Here is a 17,274-nt window from a genome sequence, read left to right as displayed (position 1 = left end):
CGAAAGGGCCACGTGAGTGCTGATCGGACGTGAAGCGAGCCTGCTGCGCCAGCCCGTGGGCCAGTCGCGCCTGCGCCGCATCAATTCGCTGGCGGTGATCGAGGCGATCCGCCTGGAGCCTCTCACCATCCCGGCGATCGCCCAGGTCGTCGGGCTGTCGAAGACCGCGGCCGACACGGTGGTGGGCGACCTCGTGGCCCTCGGCTGGGTGACGAGCGTCGAGCCCCTCTCCCCCACCGGAGCCGGGCGGCCGGCCAACCGCTACCAGTTCAACGCGGGCGCGGCCGTCGTCGCCGGCATCGACATCGGCCAGCACACCACCCGCGCCGAGCTCGCCGACCTGAACGGCGAGGTCCTGGCCACCCGCTCGATCACCGTCTCCGTCGCGGACCCGCCCGAGGCCGTCCTGGCCGACGCCGTCGAGGTGGTCGACCAGCTCCTCGCCTCGCAGGGCCGCGGGCGCGCCGACGTGTGGGCGATGGGGGTGTCCGTGCCCGCCGTGGTCTACCAGGACGTCGTCACGCGCGGCCTCGACGACTGGGAGGGGCTCAACGTGCGCACCGCCTTCGCGTCGTCCTTCGAGTGCCCCATCGCCGTCGAGAACGACTCGAACCTCGCCGCCTTCGCCGAGGCGTGGAAGGGCAGCGCCGCCGAGGCCGCTTCGATGGTCTACGTGCACTCCGGCAACCGCACCGGGGCGGGGGTCGTCCTGAACAACGCCGTCGTGCGGGGCGCGAACGGCGCCGCCGGCGAGATCGGCGCACTGCCGCAGATGGGCTGGGAGCATGCCCAGCAGCACCTGCACGACGTCGAGCTCACCGACGGCCGCCGGGTCAGCCGGGAGAGCGTGTTCGACGCCGCCACCGCGGGCGACCCGCTCGCCGTGGCCGCCGTCGACCGGTTCGCCGACGTCATCGCGATCGGCATCGCCGCGCTGGTGCTCACCGTCGACCCCGAGATCGTGGTCGTCGGCGGCGGCAACGTCCAGGCGGGCGACACCTTTCTCGACCCGCTGCGCCGTCACGTCGAGAGGCTGTGCACCGTACGGCCCGCGCCCCCGATCGTCCCCTCCGCGTTGAAGGAGCGCGCGTCGATCACCGGCGCGGGCGGCCTGGCCGCCACCTCCGTCATGGAACAGCTCTACGCCTCGGCCCTGGGCGGCAAGACGCTCTCCAGCGCCTCGACGCCGCCCTGGAAATGGTAAGAACCGAAGAAGGATCCCCCCGTGCCCATGCAACCCTGGTTCACCGACGCCAAGCTCGGCATCTTCGTCCACTACGGCCTCTACGCCGTCGAGGGAGTGGCCGAGTCCTGGTCGTTCTACTACGGCGACATCTCCCGTGAGGCCTACCTGGCCCAGCTCGACGGATTCACCGCCGACGGTTATGACCCCGCGGCATGGGCGGAGCTGTTCGCCCAGGCCGGAGCCCGGTACGCCGTGCTCACCACCCGGCACCACGACGGCTTCGCGCTGTGGGACAGCGCGTACGGCGAGCTGAACGTCACCGCCTCCCCGGCGGGACGCGACCTGGTCGGCCCCTTCGCGCACGCGCTGCGCGAGCGCGGGCTGAAGGTCGGGCTGTACTACTCGCACTCCGACTGGAACCACCCCGACTACCCCAGCGTCGTCGGCCCGCAGGCCCACCCGAGCCCCTACGTGACTCCTCCGGAGGGGCGGGAGGACCCGGCCGCGTGGGCCCGCTACCTGGCCTACCGCGACGGCCAGGTCGACGAGCTCGTCGAGCGGTACCGGCCCGACCTGCTGTGGTTCGACGGTGAATGGGAACGCTCGGAGGAGCAGTGGGGCATCGACGCCCTCGCCGACCGCATCCTCGCCGTACGGCCGCGGACCGTGCTCAACGCGCGCATGCTCTCGCGCGGCGACTACGCGACGCCGGAACAGGGCGTCCCCATCACGCCGCCCGACGGCCCGTGGGAGCTGTGCCTCACCATCAACGACAACTGGGGTTTCCGCCCGCACGACACCAACCACAAGCCCGTGGGCCACCTGGTCCGCTACTTCGCCGAGACCATCGGCGCGGGCGGCAACCTCCTGCTCGACGTCGGTCCCACCGCCGACGGCCGCATCCTGCCCGAACAGGCCGACCGCCTGAAGGGCCTCGGCGCCTGGATCGACCGGCACGCCGAGGCGGTGTACGGCACGACCGCCGGGCTGCCGGCGGGCCACCACTACGGCCCGAGCACGCTGTCCGCCGACCGCAGGACCCTGTACCTGACCTGCTTCGACCCGCCCCGCGACACGGTGACGGTGCGCGGGCTGCGCAACGCCGTCCTGCGCGCCAGGGTGGTCGGCGCCGACTGCGAGCTCGGGCACTCGATCACCGGAGAGCTCAACGGCGTGCCCGGCATCCTGTGGATCGACGCGCCACCCGCGCACGCGATCGACCCGCACGCCACGGTGCTCGCCCTGGAACTCGACGGCGAGCTGGACCTCTACCGCGGCAGCGGCCGCGACTAGCCGTCACGGGCCGAGGTCGCGGGCGGTTCGAGCGGGCGGTTCGAGCAGGCGGTTCGAGCAGGCGGTTCGAGCAGGCGGTTCGAGCAGGCGGTTCGAGCGGGCTCCAAGTGCGTTGCAGCCGAGCCACAAGCGGGCTTCCCTAGCCTCGCGATCATGCTGACGACCCTGGTTGTGACCGCCTCCCTCCTGTTCACCGGCGCGCCCGCGCAGAGCGCGGCGACCAAGCCGCTGACCTTCCGCGGCATGACGCTCCAGATCCCTGCGACGTGGAAGGTCGGAAAAGAAGACAGGTGGGGCATTCACGTCAAGACCGGCGGCTGCGACCGGCGCGCCGTCGAGTGCCGCGGGTTCTACCTCGTCGGGCCGGAGGGCATCTCTCTGGCCCGCCACGGCAACCCCTACGACCCCGAGGAGCCGTACCACCCGGGCAACGGGCTCGCGAGCTGCGTACCCGACAAGCGCTACATAGAGGACTTCCCCGGCAAGCTCGTCGCCCGTGGCACCCGCCCGGTCGGCGCGGGACACAAGGCCACCTACCGCGTCTGGCGCGTCGGCTGCACGACGCAGTCGGCCAAGCGGACCGGCGTCTCCTATCAGGAGCGGATCTGGCACCTGCCCAAGTCGAAGATCCTCGTCTTCGACCAGTGGAGCGACGGCCGGCTCGGCACGATTCTCCAGCGGGCGACCTGGAGCTGACCCCGCCGGTCGCGGTGCTCACGCCCGGCCCGGCGGGCCGCTCAGGCCGAACAGGCGCGTTCCTCCTTGCCGGCGAGCCAGAAGAAGACCGGCGGCAGCACGAGTTCGATGACCGCCAGCACGACCTGGAACGCGTGCGGCCGGCCGGACACGGCGAGCGAGAGCAGCCGGCCCACGCCGCCCAGCAGGAAGACGGCGGCCAGCCACCGCACCACCCCGGCCGGGATCGGGCGCTGCCGCGCCGCCCACACCCACGCCAGCCCGTAGCCGGCGAAGGCGGCCCCCATGAACCGGCCCCAGCTGTCGATCGTCGGCCCCGCGGCAGCGGCGCCGGGGATCGCCGCGTTGCCGAGCGCCACGTGGAGCAGGCCGATCAGCACGCAGGCCCACCCCATCAGCTGGGCGAGCGTACGCAGCGCCTTGACCATGATCTCTCCCGCCATAGTTGACATGTGTCTACTACGGTGGCGCGCTAGTAGACGTGTGTCAACTAGACTGGGTCCATGCCTCCACGCCGGCGACTCACCCCTGACGGGCGCCACGCCCAGCTCCTGGCCGTCGGCGCCCGGCTCTTCGCCGCGCACCCCTACGCCGACGTGCTGATGGAAGAGGTCGCCGAGCAGGCCGGCGTGTCACGGGCGCTGCTCTACCGGCACTTCCCGAGCAAGCAGGCCCTCTTCGCCGCCGTCTACCAGCAGGCCGCGGACCGGTTGCTCGCCGAGACGCGGCTCGATCCCGCCCATTCGCTGCGTGCGCAGCTCGTGCAGGGCATGGACGTCCATCTCGACTACTTCGTGGCCAACCGCAACGCCGTCCTCGCCGCGAACCGGGTGCTCGCGGGCGACCCGGTGATCCAGACGATCATGTCGAACGAGCTGGACGCGCTCCGGGCGCGGCTGCTGGCGGTCCTTCCGCTCGCCGGCGACGACGTCCGCGAGGCCGTCTCCGGGGTCCTGAAGAGCTGGCTGGTCTTCGTCCAGGTCCTCTGCGTCGACTGGCTCACCCGCGAGACCTGCACCCGCGATCAGCTACGCGACATCTGCGTCGGCGCGGCCCTCGGCGCCCTCGAACCCCTGCTCGCCGACACCCCGGCGAGCCGCTGAGAGACCCGTCACGGACGCCGCTCCCCCGGCGCCGCGGCCCTCACGCTTCCCCTTTGATCCGCGAGCGCCGGTGCAGAGACCTGGGGATGCGGCGGCGAGGCCGAATGAGGGCGAATCGAGGCGGAATGCCCTAGTGTCATGGGCCTGGTGGGGGGACCAGCCCCTCACCGGTCGTGCCCGTGACCGGACAGGAGCCCACGATGGTCCGCCCCTCGCGAGGGCGCCTGCCCGTGCAGGATACCCGCAGGCCCTCCTGCCCCCCTCACTTACGACGAGCTTCCGGCTCGTGAGCCAATTGCGAAAGAAGCGATGAAAATATCCATCATGTCCCTCGCCGGTATGGGCGCCGTTCTGCTCGGCGTCATGGCGACGGCCGTCGTCCCCGCCTCCGCCGCCGAGGAGACCCTGCGCACCGTGGCGGCGGCCCGGAACCTGCGCATCGGGGCGGCCGTCAACGACCGCGCCCTGGAGACCGACAACGGCTACCGCGACAAGCTCAAGTACGAGTTCAACAGCGTGACCCCCGAGAACGCCATGAAATGGGTCAACGTTGAGCCCGAACAGAATGTGCACACCTGGGCCAAGGCGGACGCCGTCGTCTCCTTCGCCGAGGAGAACAAGCAGACGGTCCGCGGTCACACCCTCGTCTGGCACGGCGGTCTGCCCACCTGGGTCAGCGACGGCTCACTCAGCGACGAGAAACTGCGCGACGCGCTCAAGCAGCACATCCAGACCACCGTCAAGCGTTACGCCGGCCGGGTCGCCGTGTGGGACGTCGTCAACGAGGTCCTCGCCGAGGACGGCACCCTCAGGCAGTCCATCTGGCTCAAGCGCCTGGGCCCCGGCTACATCGCCGACGCCTTCCGCTGGGCCCACGACGCCGACCCCACGGCCAAGCTCTACATCAACGACTTCAACGCCGAATGGAACAACCGCAAGCGGGACGGCCTCTACAAGCTCGTACACGACCTGCGGAACCAGGAAGTGCCGATCGACGGCGTCGGCTTCCAGACCCACGCCATGATCGCCGACCCGATGCCCGCCACGCTGCCGCTGACGCAGCTCAAGAACACCCTGCAGCTGTTCGCCGAGCTGGGCGTCGACGTGGCCGTCACCGAGCTGGACGTCCGGCTCAAGCTGCCGGTGGACGCGGGCAAGCTGGCCGCCCAGGGCGAGGTCTACCGCCGGGCCGCCGAGGCGTGCCTCGCCGTCGCCCGCTGCGTGTCCCTGACCATGTGGAGCCTCACCGACAAGTACTCGTGGGTGCCCTCCGGGGTTCCCGGCTGGGGCGCGGCCCACCCTCTGGACGAGAAGCTGGCCAAGAAGCCCGCCTACCTCCAGCTGCGGTCCGGGCTGACGGAGCGGGACTTCACCTCGACCGCCGTCGCGAGCCACTCCGAGAAGTGCCTGTCCTTCTCCGGCACGCAGGTCGTCCAGGCGGTGTGCGGGCCGGACCAGCGGCTGCTGTTCCGCCGCGTGGCGACGAAGACCTACCAGATCTCCGACCCGTCCGGAGAGCAGTGCCTCAAGGTGGGGATCCCGAGGGCGGGGATCGAGAACAGCCTGACCCGCGGCTCGTGCGCGCCCTTGCTCAGCGACTACCGGTTCGAGCTGCGTCCGTCGGGGAACGGGCAGCAGATCGTGTCCCTCAGCAACTCCAGATGCGTCGCCGCCAAGGACCGGAGCACCGCCACGGGAGCCGTCCTCGAACTGGTGCCGTGCTCGGGCACCCCGGTCTGGGAGCTGGCCGACATGCCGGGACACCCGTAGCAGCCGAAAGGGCCCGAGTCCCGGCGCCGGGCGGGCCGACCGCCCGGCGCCCGCCGGAACCACCCGGCACGGGTTTTCGGCCCGTCGTCCCTCGCCCGGGTTCGGGGTTGTGCTTCGATGTTGCTTTGTCCGCACATCGAAGGAGAGGTCACCGATGCCAGACCTTGACGACCCGGCCGCCACGTTCAGGGAGTTCGACCGCGACCGGGACGGCTACATCACCCGCGAGGAGTTCGCGCTCGCCATGAACGCCCGCGGCGAGGAGGTCACCGCGGCCGAACTCGACTCCATCTTTCACGCCTCGGACGAGCACGACGGGGACGTGGACGGGCGCATCTCGCTGGCGGAGTTCCTGGTGGCCTGGAACAGGTGACGGCACACTCGCCCTGACCCGGCGGCCGGCGTCACCGCAGATGATCGGCCGCCCAGATGCGGAACGTACGGGGTGAACGTCCCAGCACCCGCTCGACGTCAGGGGTGAGCCGGGCGTTGCCGTCCCGCGCCACCAGCCGGGAGCCGTCGACCGCGACGTCGGCGAACTCGGCATCCGTCCCGGCGGCGATCAGCTGCGCGCGGTAGACCTCCAGCGGCACGTCCGCCGTCTCGACGGGCCGTCCGAGCGTCTCCCCCAGCACCTCGGCCATGTCCGGGACGCTGAGCAGTTCGGGCCCGGTCAGCGTGAGGACGGACCGCACGTGCTCGTCGGACGTCAGCGCCCGCACCGCCACCTCCGCGACGTCCCGCGGATCGACGACCCCCTGCCTGCCCCGGCCCGTCGTGTTCGGCACCGGCCGCCCGAGCCGGACCTGCGCGACCCACCGCAAGGCGTTGGAGGCGAAGCTGGACGGCCGCAACACCGTCCAGTCCAGCTCGCTCGCGCGCAACGCCCGCTCACCGGCCCGATGCCAGTCCCCGACCTTGGCGCCGCCGTGCTCCTCTCCCGTGCCGATCGCCGACAGCTTCACCACCTTCCGCACTCCCGCGGCCCGCGCCGCCACGACCATCGCCTCGTCATGCCGGGCGAGCCACGGGCCGGGGGCACTGAGCAGGAACACGGCGTCGGCGCCGCGCACCGCTGCGGCCAACGACCCGGGATCGTCGAAATCCCCCCGTACGACCTCCACCTCCGGCGACACCTTGACCTTCGACGGTTCCCGCGTCATCGCCCGGACCCGCTCACCCCGGCCCGCCAGCAGCCGGACCACCTCACCGCCGACCGTGCCCGTGGCACCTGTGACAACAATCATGCGGCTCACTCTGCCGCCCCGCCCACCAGCCTTTATAGGAACTTTCGGCACACGTGCGCAGCCTGCGGCGCGGCTACGGTGTGGTCATGAGCATCGAGGTCCCGATGACCGTGCCGGACGGTCTGCGCCCGCTGGTCGAGGCGGTGAGCGTGCTGAGGGCGGAGGATCCCGCGGCGGGTGCGCGGCCGCCGCTGGTGCACCTCCCCGACCCCGGCACGTCCCTGGTCTTCCGTACGTCCCGCGCCGGGCACAGCGACCTGCTCGTGATCGGCCCGCGCACCCGTGCTTCGTACCACGTCGGCAAGGACCTCCCGTTCTGCCTGCGGTTGCGGCTGCGTCCCGGCGCCACCAGGGCGTTGCTCGGCGTCCCGGTGAGCGAGGTCGTGGACCGGGTGGTCCGCCTCGGGGACCTGTGGGGCGACTCCTGCGATCCGCTGATCGCCGCCCTGAGGCGCGCGGGCGGCGACCACGGCCTGGTGCTCCGGCGCCTGGCGGCGGCGCTGCCGGCCAGGATCTCGACGGACGGGGCAAGGCGCGAACTGGTCCAGGCCGCCGTCCGGGCGCTGCGCGGTCGTACGGGCGCGCGACGCGAACCGCTGCCCGCGCTCGCCCGCCACCTCGCCGTCAGCGAACGTCACCTGCGCGGCCTGTTCGCCGACGCCGTCGGCCTGTCGCCCAAACGCTACGAACGCATCGAACGCGTCCGCAAGGCCCTGGCCCTCGGTCGCGCCGACGGCCGCTGGGCCGACCTGGCCACGGCCACCGGCTACTACGACCAGTCCCACATGACGGCCGAGTTCCGTACGCTGATGGGCGTCACACCGGCCGCCTTCTTCCAGGGCCGCCTGCCCGCCCTCCAGCCCTGCTGACCCACCGGCGGCGGTGTCGGTTCCCCTGGTTCACCCGGGCGCGGTGTCCGCCGAAGTCCGGCCGCTTCACAGGGAGCCGATGCTCAGGGTGAGCGGGCCGGAGACGCCGGCGAGCCCCTGCGTGGTGAGACAGGCCAGAGGCTTCGTGCTGAACATGGCGAACGTGCCGGTCCACTGCGCTCCCTTGAACTCGCCGTCGACCACCACGCCCTTGATCAGAACGACGGTTTCGGCGCCGTTGAGCGAGACGGTGGAGGTGGAGGACAGCGTGCTGGTGTTGCCGTTGTTCCAGGTGATTTTCCGGCTTCCGGCCCTCGTGCCGGAGGTGCAGGAGAACGTCCCTGTCGCGGAGAAGGTCGACGTGGCCTGGACAATGGTGGGATCACTGGTGGAGACGCAGTCGAGCAGAGGGGCTGTCCCGCTGACCGTGACCTCCCGGGGCTGATCGGTGAGGCCGGGGGTGTAGGTCACCGTCTGGGAACCAGTGCACTTGGTGATCCCGATCGCGGCGCGTGCGCCGGTCGCGGCCGGGACGAGCATGGCGGCGAACATGGGGATGAGCAGCGCGAGGCCGCCGATCGCCATCGCGGCGAACCGAAGCGCGCGCGAGGCGGACACGACCGGCGTAACGCCCTTGAGGATGGACATTCCCTCTCCTGCCTACGACGCAATGACCACGGTTGTCGGAACTCACTTGTCCCGGGCTGGAGAACCCAGAAACTCGCTACTTACCGTTACCATACACAAACATTAAGTCAACATTCCGATCCAGGACACCTCGGGCCGGAGTGGGAGTGACGGTGCGACGAAGGGCCTGGCGTCGGCGGACGATCTCGTCGGCGCTGCGGCGGACGGCGGCTCTGGAGAGGCAGGTCAGACAGTGGTCACACGCAGAACGTTCCTCGGCACCGCCACCGCAGCCGGTGCGACGACGCTGCTCGGCGGCAACGTCCTGCCCGTCGCACGTGCCGGCACATCCCCGTCGGACGCGGCCGGACTACGACCGGCACGCGACGCGATCCGTGCGGTCAACGCCGACACGCGGCGGAACTACGCCGCGCTGAAAGCCGGCCTCGTCAACCACCTGAGCCCGGTCGTCGTCGTCCAGAACGACCATCGGGGTGGCCTGTACAGCCTCGTCTCGAACGGGCGGGTACTGGAGTCGCTGCACCCGGTCGACGAGATCTACGAGCTGGCGAAGTCGATCGCGCACCTCCCGCTGGGCATCTTCACCGTCATCGCCCCGTACCTGCCCAAGCAGGTCCCGGCGTTCCAGAGCGCCAGGATCGATCCGCACGACCTGGACATGGTCGCGTTCAAGGGGCCGGCGGACGGCTGGATCCAGCCGCTCCAGGACGTCTCCGCCACGGTGACCAAGGCCCGGCGGCAACTCGACGAGGCGAGGCTTCCACCTGGTCTTCAGCAGTCGTGCGCGAACATTCTCGACAGGTCACGCGAATTCATCGCGCACACCACACGAAGCCGCTCCTTCGACATGGATTCCTTCGAGGACTACTCGGGCAGTGTGTATCCGAGCATCCGCACCAACATGTACTGGGCGTCCAAGGTGCAGATCGAAGGCGTCGCGGACATCATGACCCGCTGGCGCGGACAACTCGGCGACAACGCGTGGAAGGGCCTGTACGTCGTCGTCTTCACGATCTGGACCACATCCTCCCTGAACCAGAACTCCCTCATCATCAAGAAGTTCATGGACCCGGCGCAGGCCGACACCCACCTGATCGACATATCCACGGCCGAGCTCCCCTCCAAGCCGATCCCCGTCGCCCTGGACAACGTCGCCCGGATCGTGCAGGACAAGATCGCAGCAGAGATGATCTTCTGCACCGACACGAAACTCGCCGACGCCCTCAAGGGCCCGGACGAGCTTCTGTCCGGCGAGATCCTGCGACTGCTCGGCCGCGCGCCCGACGCCCAGGATCGGACATGCTGATGCCCTGGGCAATCGCCGGAAAGCCCTGGCACGACACACCCCATGTCCCCATCGACCACCTAGGAGCCTAGGAGTCCCTTCATGACCACCGTGATGCTGGTCCACGGCGCCTGGCACCGGCCGAGCACCTGGACGAGGCTTGAGCCTGAGCTGCACGCGCTCGGCTACGCCACGCGCACGCCCGCGCTTCCGAGCGCCGGCGAACGTCCCACCGCGGGCATGCACGACGACGCCGCCGTGCTGGCCGGGGAACTGGCCGCGGTCGAAGGCCCGATCGTGCTGCTCGCCCACTCCTACGGAGGCATCCCGACGACACGAGTGGCCTGTTCCCCCTCATCGACCGGCCACGCACCTCGCTCTACGGCGACCTGCCGGACGCCGAGGCCGAGCAGGAGCTGAGCCGCCTGGTCAACCAGACCAGGCGGTCCTTGCTCGCCGCCGTCTGTACGCCGACCGGGAGAGAGGCTCGGCGCTGAGCTCGCCCGATGTCCAGGCCGGGTGGATCACGCCGCGTGCCGGGTGGGCAGCAGGGCGGTGAGCAGCCAGCCGCCGTCCTCGGCCGGGCCGGCGGTGAGGGTGCCGCCGAGTGCGTGGGCGCGTTCGCGCATGCCGCGCAGCCCTTGCCCGGAGGAGGGCAGGCTGAGCACGGCGGCGGCTGGGCGGCCGTTGCGCACCTCGACGGCCAGCCCGCCGGGGGCCGCGGTGAGGCTCACCCGCACCCAGGTGCCCGCCCCCGCGTGTTTGAGCACGTTGGTGAGCCCCTCCTGGACGATCCGGGCGGCCGAGGCGCGGGCCATCAGAGGCGCCCGCGCCACTTCGGGGCCGATGTCGAGCTCGACGAGCAGCCCAGCCGCGCTCATGCGTTCGGCCGACCGGCGCATCACGGTGGCCGGGTCGGCCAGCAGGTCGGGCTGCTTGTCGGGGTCACGCAGCAGGTCGAGCAGGCCGCGGAGGTCTTCGAGCACCTGGTGGCCGGCGTCATGGATGTCGGTGAGCGCCTGGCTGGAGGGCCCGCCGGGGTCGGCGTAGCGGGCGGCGCCGGCGCGCAGGACCATGGCGCCGACGTGGTGGGCGACGATGTCGTGCATCTCGCGGGCGATGCTCTCGCGCTCGGCCAGCTGGTCGGCACGCACCTGAGCCAGGGCGCGCTGTTGCGACTCGCGACGGCGCAGCCGTTCCGCCTGGTTCGCGGCCTGCCGGGCCCGCAGGTAGCGGCCGCTCGCCACGGGGGCCACGACGAGCGTCATCAGCGCCAGGACCCGCGTCGGCTGCGACCCGGCGTCGGCCGGCGCGGCGGTGACGGCGGCGATGGCGAGGACGGCGACGAGGTGGACGACGAACGTCCAGAGCCAGGAGGCCACGCGCATGGCGAACACGCCCACGGCGACCAGGGCGAGCATGACACAGGTGCCCGTCGCCTCCTCGAAGTACCGGTCGGCCAGCAGCATGAGGACCACCTGAAGGACGAACACCAGCCCCGGCAGCCGCCGCGCGACGCCCAGGGACAGGCCCGCGAGCACCACCACCGACGCGGCCACCCAGACCGGCCCGCCGGCGGTGTCCCAGCCCGTCCAGGTGTTCAGGACGGTCAGGGTGAGCCCGCCGCCGGCCAGCAGCACGTCCGGAGTGACGTCGCGCTCGGGCAGGCGTCCGGCCGGGCCGCGCAGGTAGACGCCGATCAGGACGGGCAGCACGACGGCTCCGGCGCAGTACCACCAGGCGTTGGCCGTGAAGGGGTGGGCGGGATCGGCCAGGTTGACCGCGGTGGCCACGCCCACGACCAGAGCCGAGCAGGTCACGGTGAGCGGCCGCGTCCGGTGGGCGACGACGCCGAGGGCCGCCAGGAGCAGGATCTGCACGGTGTTGACGGTGAACGCGCCGAGCTGGTCGGTGAGGACGAGCAGCCCCGCCAGGTAGCCGGCCACCGCCACCGGCCACCGCCGCAGGAGCCCCATGGGAGCCCCGGCCAGCACGGAGAAGGCGCCGCAGATCACCACGGGCGCCGACGCGGTCCCCCAGGTGTGCCAGGTGGTCAGGACGTCGAAGCCGATGGCGGCCGTCACGAGCAGGACATCCAGCGCCTTGCCACGCCATCGCATGCGTCAACGGTATCCAGGCGGTTCCGGAGATCGATACTCCTGTAGGAGGAGACCCCCTCCTCCTACTGGCCGGTCGAGCCGGCGCCGGCCGAACGCCCGACTACCGTCACGTCGACAGATTCGCCGCGCAGCGGATCGGCCTAATTTCCGTGTCACCTGAAAGAACGTCGAAAGGGCTGGTCATGAAGACGACGCGGTTGGCGGGGAGGGGGCTCGCGGTCGGCACGGTGATGGCGTTGTGCACGATCGCGAGCCCGGCGCAGGCCACTGAGGAAGGCTGGGACCGAGCGGCCGGCTGCGCCGATGCGCGGGCGGAGGTCTCCTCCATCAGCGGCTGGGTGTCGCCCAACGCCTGCGCGTTCGTCAAGCGGCAGATCACGTTCGGCAAGGTCACCACCCCTGACCGGGTGGGCGCCTATGTCGACCTCTGGTGCAAGGACGCGACGCTGTGGGAACCGGCCAAGGCGAGCACTCCGCTGCTCCAGGGCGAGGAGGCCATCAGAAGGTCGATCAGCGGAACGCTCAGCCTGATCCCCGACTTCCGGTTCCGAGGCACGCGCGTCGCTGTGAACGGTCCCGCCGTGATGTTCGAAGCGCGCAACGAGGCCACGGTCAAGGGACACGAGGTCGCCTACGACGCGGTCTACCGGGTCCAGCTGACCGACGGCGGCAAGGTCGTGCAAGGCCGCCGCTACTACGACCGGCACACCCTGTTCAGGCCGCTCGCCCCCGAGCTGCCCGACCTGTTCGCCGGCGTCGCCGACGGCGGCAGCCCCGACCAGGTCCGCAGGCCGGTCCTCGGCCCCGACGAGCTCGTCGCCCGCGCCAAGGCGTGGAACGACGAGGACGCGCAGGCCCTGGCGGCGCGGCTCACCGGTGCGCCGCTGTCCGCCCCGGGCCTGAACGGCGGCACGCTGCGCACCACGCAGGGCAAGCTCGCCTACCTGAACAGGTTCTTCGCGCAGGTCAGCGATGTCCGGCTGGAGCCGGGGCAAGCCGTGAAGGTCAACGGCGCGACCTATCTGGAATGGCACGGCACGCTCCTGCCCAAGGGCCAGACCGACGCGATCAGCTTCGGCATCGTCGAGCGCGTCGACGACACCGGCGGCGTCTCGAACGGCTGGACCCTGACCTTCGACCAGCTGCCGCTCGTCGCCGACGAAGCCAGGATCGCCGAGCTGTACGGCAGGCTGCGGTAGCCATCGGGTCCTGATCAGGGGGCGGGCGCAGGCCCCGCCTGCGCCCGCCCGGCGACGCGTTCCGCCGCCTTCCGGTCAGCCGTTCAGTGCGGACTGCACCAGCGCGGCGTACGCTCGCTGGCCCGCGGGGTTGGGGTGGTAGGAGGCTCCGTCGGTGGTGATGTCGATCGCCCGCACGTACGGGTCGTTGTCGCAGATGGCGTGGCCGGTGAAGGCCGGCACCGGGTCGATGAAGGAGATGTCGGCCCCCTGCTGGCGCAGGCGGGCGATGACGGCCGCGCTGACGGCGTTCATCCGGTCGGTCATATCGTTGAGCCACAGGGCGTCGAGCTGGCCGATGCGCAGGGAGCTGATGCAGGTCAGCGGCGCCTCGTTCTGCACGTTGAACAGGTGCGGGTAGCCCAGGACGATGACGCGGGCGTTCGGCGCCTTCTGGTGGATCTTGGTGAAGGTGTCGGTGAGCGGGCCGTCGAGCGCCGCGATGGCCCGTTCGGTGCTGTCGTCACGGCAGTTGAGGCCGACGGTGCAGCGGCTGATGACGTCGGAGAAGCCGGCGTCGTTGCCGCCGATCGACAGGGTCACCAGATCGGTGTCGGCGTCCAGGTAGCCCTGGTCGATCTGCGGCGGCTCGCCGTTGGCGTACGCGTCGCCCGCGACGTGCTTGGTCTGGGCGCCCGAGCAGGCCAGCAGGGCGAAGCCGGTGGTGCCGTTGCCGGTGCGCGCCTCGCTCTCGATGGTGGCGGACGAGCCGGGCCATTTGATCATCCGCGCGTAGGCGTCGGCCTTGGACCGGTGGCAGGTCGAGCCGCGGGTGCCGAGGGTGAAGTTGCTGATCTCGTCGTACGGCTCGTTGCCCTGCCCGGCCGAGTAGGAGTCGCCGAGGCCCACATAGTCGACCTTGGGCTTGGTCGTCGGGATGAAGGCCATGGCGTCGAAGGCGATGTCCCAGTCCCAGTTGCGGCCCTCCTCGCGTCTGGTCAGGTTGCTGAGCGACACGCTGGCGCCCGAGTCGAGGTGGAACACGCCGAGGTCCACCCAGGTGTTCTTCTGCCAGTACTGGCCCACGACCCGGTGCCGGGTGGGGGCGTTGCCGCCGGGATCGATGACGTAGTCGGCGAGCTGGGTGTGCGCGCCGATCTCCGGGATGTGCACCTTGATGCGCGTCCACCCGGTCATGGAGCTCGGCGGGCGCCAGATGCCGGTGACGCCGAACTTGAGCTGGCCGGCGTTGGTGGCGTCCCTGGTGTGGGTGAACCAGAAGTGGTCGCCGAAGCCGCCGCCGAGCTGGTGGAAGTCGACTCTGGAGACGTACGGCGCGGGCTCGGTCTCGTTGAAGTACAGCGTGAACGAGCCGTAGTTGCCCCAGGTCCTGCTGCAGCCCGAGCGCACGATCGGCACCGAGGACGGCACGTCGTCCACGACGTAGGCGTTGGCCGGGATGCCGCTGAGCGAGCAGTTGGGCGCGTTGTGGGTGCCGTCGGGTTGCTCGGGATAGGAGGTGTCGAAGCGCAGCAGCTCGTGGCCGCACACGCCGCTGCCGCACATCCGGTACCACGTCGGGGTGTGCCACCAGCACTTCAGGTCGTACTGGCCGGAGGCGTCCTTGTGCTTGCACGGCGCGGCCGCGTCGCCCGGGTCGCAGTCGTTCTTGCCCGGCTCGCAGAAGGACGAGACGAGCGGCTTGGCGGCGTTGCGGTCCTCGACGCTGACCCACCAGGCGGGACGGAAACCGGGGCCGTCCGGGGTGGAGATGGAGTAGGCGGCGAAGCCGATGACCTTCTCCTCGTACGGCCACAGCTGCGGCTCCGCGGGGTCGTGCGGGTTGCTGTTGAAGAAGTGGCGGTTGGCCGGGTAGACGGGGTTGGCGGGGTTGTTGGCCCAGCCCACCCCCCACGGCGAGCCGTCGTGCTGGTCGGGGTGGAAGCCCGAGTTGTAGGCCCAGATGGCGAAGATCCAGTTCTCCAGCCACGCCGAGTCGCCGTTGCTGTGGATCAGCCCGGCGTTGCGGGTCTGGTTCCACTTGTCCTGGAGGATGCGCAGGCCGGCGGCCATGTTCGTGGCGTAGTCGACGGCGATCTCCCGCTGCTGCCAGGCGGGCAGCGCGACCTCGCAGAAGTTCTCGTCCGGCTTGCAGGGACGCTCGTGGCCCTGCTTGCGCATGCCGTCGGTGATCTGGGTGATGCCGTACCCGCAGTCGCTCTTGTCCCAGTTGATCACCCAGTCGTCGGAGGGGTCGTCGTTGTAGAGCTCACGGCCGTAGTAGTTGCCGATCAGCGGGTTGCCGGTGCTTCCCGGCAGCACGTGGCCGGTGGCCTGCCAGAGGTTCGTCTCCTGCGACATGATGCCGAGGAACACCTGTACCGGGACCCGGCCGCCGCCCGCCAGGGAGAGCGGCGGGAACTCGCCCTGCGGCCGCCACTGCGTCAGGCCCGACTGCTTCCAGCCGGTCGGGCGCAGCATCGTCAGGTTGCCGACCACCGCCTGGTCCGCCGCCCACTCCACCTGGCGCGGCGTCGGCTGGTACACCTGCGTGTACGGATCGTTGCGCGGCACGGAACAGTAGGCGCCGGTGTCGACGGTGCCGGTCATCGACGTGGCGGCCGTCACCGCGAGGGCACCGGTGCCGGCGGCGGCGGTGCCGGTGTCGGGCACGCCGTCCGAGGTCCGTACCGTGAAACCGGTCTCCCTGCCGGTGGTCGTGATCCTGGTCTTCAGATGGACGACCTGGGGCTCGTCGGGGCGCTGCGACGTCATCGACCGCACCCACTCCGCGGACGGCTCCCGGCCCGATCCCATCGAGGGCCGCGTCTGCGGCAGGACGGCCAGCCGCCCGTGCGAGGAGAGCCGGGCCGTGGCGGGGACGTCCACGCGGGTCACCGAGGCGGGCAGCGGCCGCGCGGTCGTGAGGCTTCCGGTGAGGAACACCTTCCCGCCCGTGCCCGCGCGCACGTCGACCTCGGTGAGCGGCCCCGAGGCCAGCTCCGCCGCCTCGCCCCCGGCGACGGGCACGCGGCGCACGCGGGCGACGTCCCCCTGGTGCTCCATGAACACCACGCCGCCGCCGGCGTCGGCGGCCAGCCTGAACGGCACCGACGCCGCCCTGGCGAGGTCGCGCGGCTCCCCGCGCGCGGGAAGGAACCGCAGGCTGCTGCCGGCGGCGGCCACGATGCCGCCGTTCACGGGGATGGCGGACGTGATCTGCCCGGCCTGCTCGACGGGCGCGGCCATCCGTCCCGAGGCCGCGTCGAGCACGGACAGCCGGGTGCGCGCCGGCGGGCCGCCCGGCTGGTCCCCTCCCCTGGCCTGCGTGATCACGCTGCGCTCTCCCTGGCCGCAGCCGGGGTTGAAGTAGGCGAGCGAGGAGTGGATCGGCAGCTTGGTCACCTTGCCGGTGGGCACGTCGATGAGCGCGGTGAAGGCGCCGCGGTCGAACAGGTCCGCCTGGTTGGTGAAGGCGCGCGGCGCGTACACGGCCACCGCCTTCCTGCCGGAGGCGGTGAAGCAGACGTTGCCGATCCAGCGGTCGGTCTCGAAGCCGGGCTCGCTCAGCGTCGCCAGCGTGCGCCAGGTGTAGCCGGTGCGTTCCTCGGCCGTCAGCAGGTGGAAGCCGGTCGCGTCGCCCTCGGTGGTCCAGGCGAGGTCCGGCGAGGTACGCCAGTCCGCGGCCAGCACGCGGTCCCGCTCGGCCGGGGCCACCGACGAGGAAGGCTCCTGTGGCGGCGGGGTGTCCGGCGGAGCGGCCGCGCCCGCCGGAACGGTCAGCCCGGCCGTGAGCAGCGCGGCGGCCGCGCCGATGCCGAGCGCTCTGATCGTGGGTCTGTTCATGACGGGCTCCAAGGGGGGTGGCGGATGGCAGAC

General features: G+C 71.2%; 15 protein-coding genes. 10 read left to right on the top strand and 5 right to left on the bottom strand.

The annotated features are described in order from the left end of the window. Nucleotides 1-16 precede the first annotated feature (16 nt). The 3 genes from ACIBK9_RS18860 (at nucleotide 17) to ACIBK9_RS18850 (ending at nucleotide 3,175) form a co-directional block, all read left to right on the top strand. On the top strand, nucleotides 17-1,204 hold the full coding sequence (locus ACIBK9_RS18860) for an ROK family protein (protein ID WP_397159636.1): 1,188 nt from the start codon (nucleotides 17-19) through the stop codon (nucleotides 1,202-1,204). Between the two features lie 27 nt (nucleotides 1,205-1,231). Next, nucleotides 1,232-2,479, top strand: coding sequence for an alpha-L-fucosidase (locus tag ACIBK9_RS18855; protein ID WP_397160183.1), 1,248 nt, complete (start codon nucleotides 1,232-1,234; stop codon nucleotides 2,477-2,479). A 153-nt stretch (nucleotides 2,480-2,632) separates the two neighbouring features. Further along, complete coding sequence (locus ACIBK9_RS18850) at nucleotides 2,633-3,175, top strand: hypothetical protein (protein WP_397159634.1); 543 nt, start codon at nucleotides 2,633-2,635, stop codon at nucleotides 3,173-3,175. Nucleotides 3,176-3,216: 41 nt separating this feature from the next. Here the strand turns inward: ACIBK9_RS18850 and ACIBK9_RS18845 are convergent, their stop codons facing one another. After that, a complete protein-coding gene (locus ACIBK9_RS18845; RefSeq protein ID WP_397159632.1) occupies nucleotides 3,217-3,627 on the bottom strand; it encodes a DUF4345 domain-containing protein in 411 nt (136 codons plus the stop codon). 51 nt (nucleotides 3,628-3,678) lie between these two features. Here ACIBK9_RS18845 and ACIBK9_RS18840 point away from each other — a divergent pair, with 51 nt between their 5' ends. From ACIBK9_RS18840 to ACIBK9_RS18830, 3 genes are all read left to right on the top strand, one after another. Further along, a complete protein-coding gene (locus ACIBK9_RS18840) occupies nucleotides 3,679-4,278 on the top strand; it encodes a TetR/AcrR family transcriptional regulator (protein ID WP_397159630.1) in 600 nt (199 codons plus the stop codon). Nucleotides 4,279-4,602: 324 nt separating this feature from the next. Next, nucleotides 4,603-6,048, top strand: coding sequence for an endo-1,4-beta-xylanase (locus ACIBK9_RS18835; protein ID WP_397159628.1), 1,446 nt, complete (start codon nucleotides 4,603-4,605; stop codon nucleotides 6,046-6,048). A gap of 154 nt (nucleotides 6,049-6,202) precedes the next feature. Further along, entirely contained in the window at nucleotides 6,203-6,421 is a 219-nt protein-coding gene (locus tag ACIBK9_RS18830) for an EF-hand domain-containing protein (protein WP_358298026.1), read from the top strand. A 31-nt stretch (nucleotides 6,422-6,452) separates the two neighbouring features. On the opposite strand, the gene ACIBK9_RS18825 is transcribed toward ACIBK9_RS18830, so the two are convergent. Continuing rightward, nucleotides 6,453-7,295: an NAD(P)H-binding protein gene (locus ACIBK9_RS18825; protein WP_397159626.1), complete on the bottom strand. Its 843-nt coding sequence runs from the start codon at nucleotides 7,293-7,295 to the stop codon at nucleotides 6,453-6,455. Between the two features lie 86 nt (nucleotides 7,296-7,381). Between ACIBK9_RS18825 and ACIBK9_RS18820 the strand changes: the two genes are divergently transcribed. After that, nucleotides 7,382-8,164 (top strand): helix-turn-helix domain-containing protein, encoded by a 783-nt coding sequence (locus ACIBK9_RS18820; RefSeq protein ID WP_397159624.1) that lies wholly within the window; start codon nucleotides 7,382-7,384, stop codon nucleotides 8,162-8,164. Nucleotides 8,165-8,230: 66 nt separating this feature from the next. Here ACIBK9_RS18820 and ACIBK9_RS18815 read toward each other — a convergent pair whose 3' ends face one another. Further along, on the bottom strand, nucleotides 8,231-8,812 hold the full coding sequence (locus ACIBK9_RS18815) for a hypothetical protein (RefSeq protein WP_397159622.1): 582 nt from the start codon (nucleotides 8,810-8,812) through the stop codon (nucleotides 8,231-8,233). 232 nt (nucleotides 8,813-9,044) lie between these two features. Between ACIBK9_RS18815 and ACIBK9_RS18810 the strand changes: the two genes are divergently transcribed. Together ACIBK9_RS18810 and ACIBK9_RS18805 are read left to right on the top strand one after the other, a co-directional pair. Next, a complete protein-coding gene (locus ACIBK9_RS18810; protein ID WP_397159620.1) occupies nucleotides 9,045-10,118 on the top strand; it encodes a twin-arginine translocation signal domain-containing protein in 1,074 nt (357 codons plus the stop codon). An 81-nt stretch (nucleotides 10,119-10,199) separates the two neighbouring features. After that, nucleotides 10,200-10,517, top strand: a complete 318-nt coding sequence (locus ACIBK9_RS18805; protein WP_397159618.1) for an esterase/lipase family protein — start codon at nucleotides 10,200-10,202, stop codon at nucleotides 10,515-10,517. Nucleotides 10,518-10,621: 104 nt separating this feature from the next. Here ACIBK9_RS18805 and ACIBK9_RS18800 read toward each other — a convergent pair whose 3' ends face one another. After that, entirely contained in the window at nucleotides 10,622-12,217 is a 1,596-nt protein-coding gene (locus ACIBK9_RS18800; RefSeq protein WP_397159616.1) for a sensor histidine kinase, read from the bottom strand. 182 nt (nucleotides 12,218-12,399) lie between these two features. Between ACIBK9_RS18800 and ACIBK9_RS18795 the strand changes: the two genes are divergently transcribed. After that, the gene (locus tag ACIBK9_RS18795; protein ID WP_397159614.1) at nucleotides 12,400-13,416 is read left to right on the top strand and encodes a nuclear transport factor 2 family protein; all 1,017 of its coding nucleotides are present in this window, start codon (nucleotides 12,400-12,402) and stop codon (nucleotides 13,414-13,416) included. Between the two features lie 75 nt (nucleotides 13,417-13,491). On the opposite strand, the gene ACIBK9_RS18790 is transcribed toward ACIBK9_RS18795, so the two are convergent. Then, nucleotides 13,492-17,241 carry an SGNH/GDSL hydrolase family protein gene (locus tag ACIBK9_RS18790; RefSeq protein ID WP_397159612.1) on the bottom strand — a complete coding sequence of 1,250 codons (3,750 nt, stop codon included), beginning with the start codon at nucleotides 17,239-17,241 and terminating at the stop codon, nucleotides 13,492-13,494. Nucleotides 17,242-17,274: the final 33 nt, after the last annotated feature.

Origin of the sequence: Nonomuraea sp. NPDC050227 (genome assembly GCF_044459705.1) — a bacterium.
GTDB lineage: Bacteria > Actinomycetota > Actinomycetes > Streptosporangiales > Streptosporangiaceae > Nonomuraea.
Note: the sequence above shows the minus strand (reverse complement) of the source record. Positions and strands in the feature narration are given on the sequence as shown.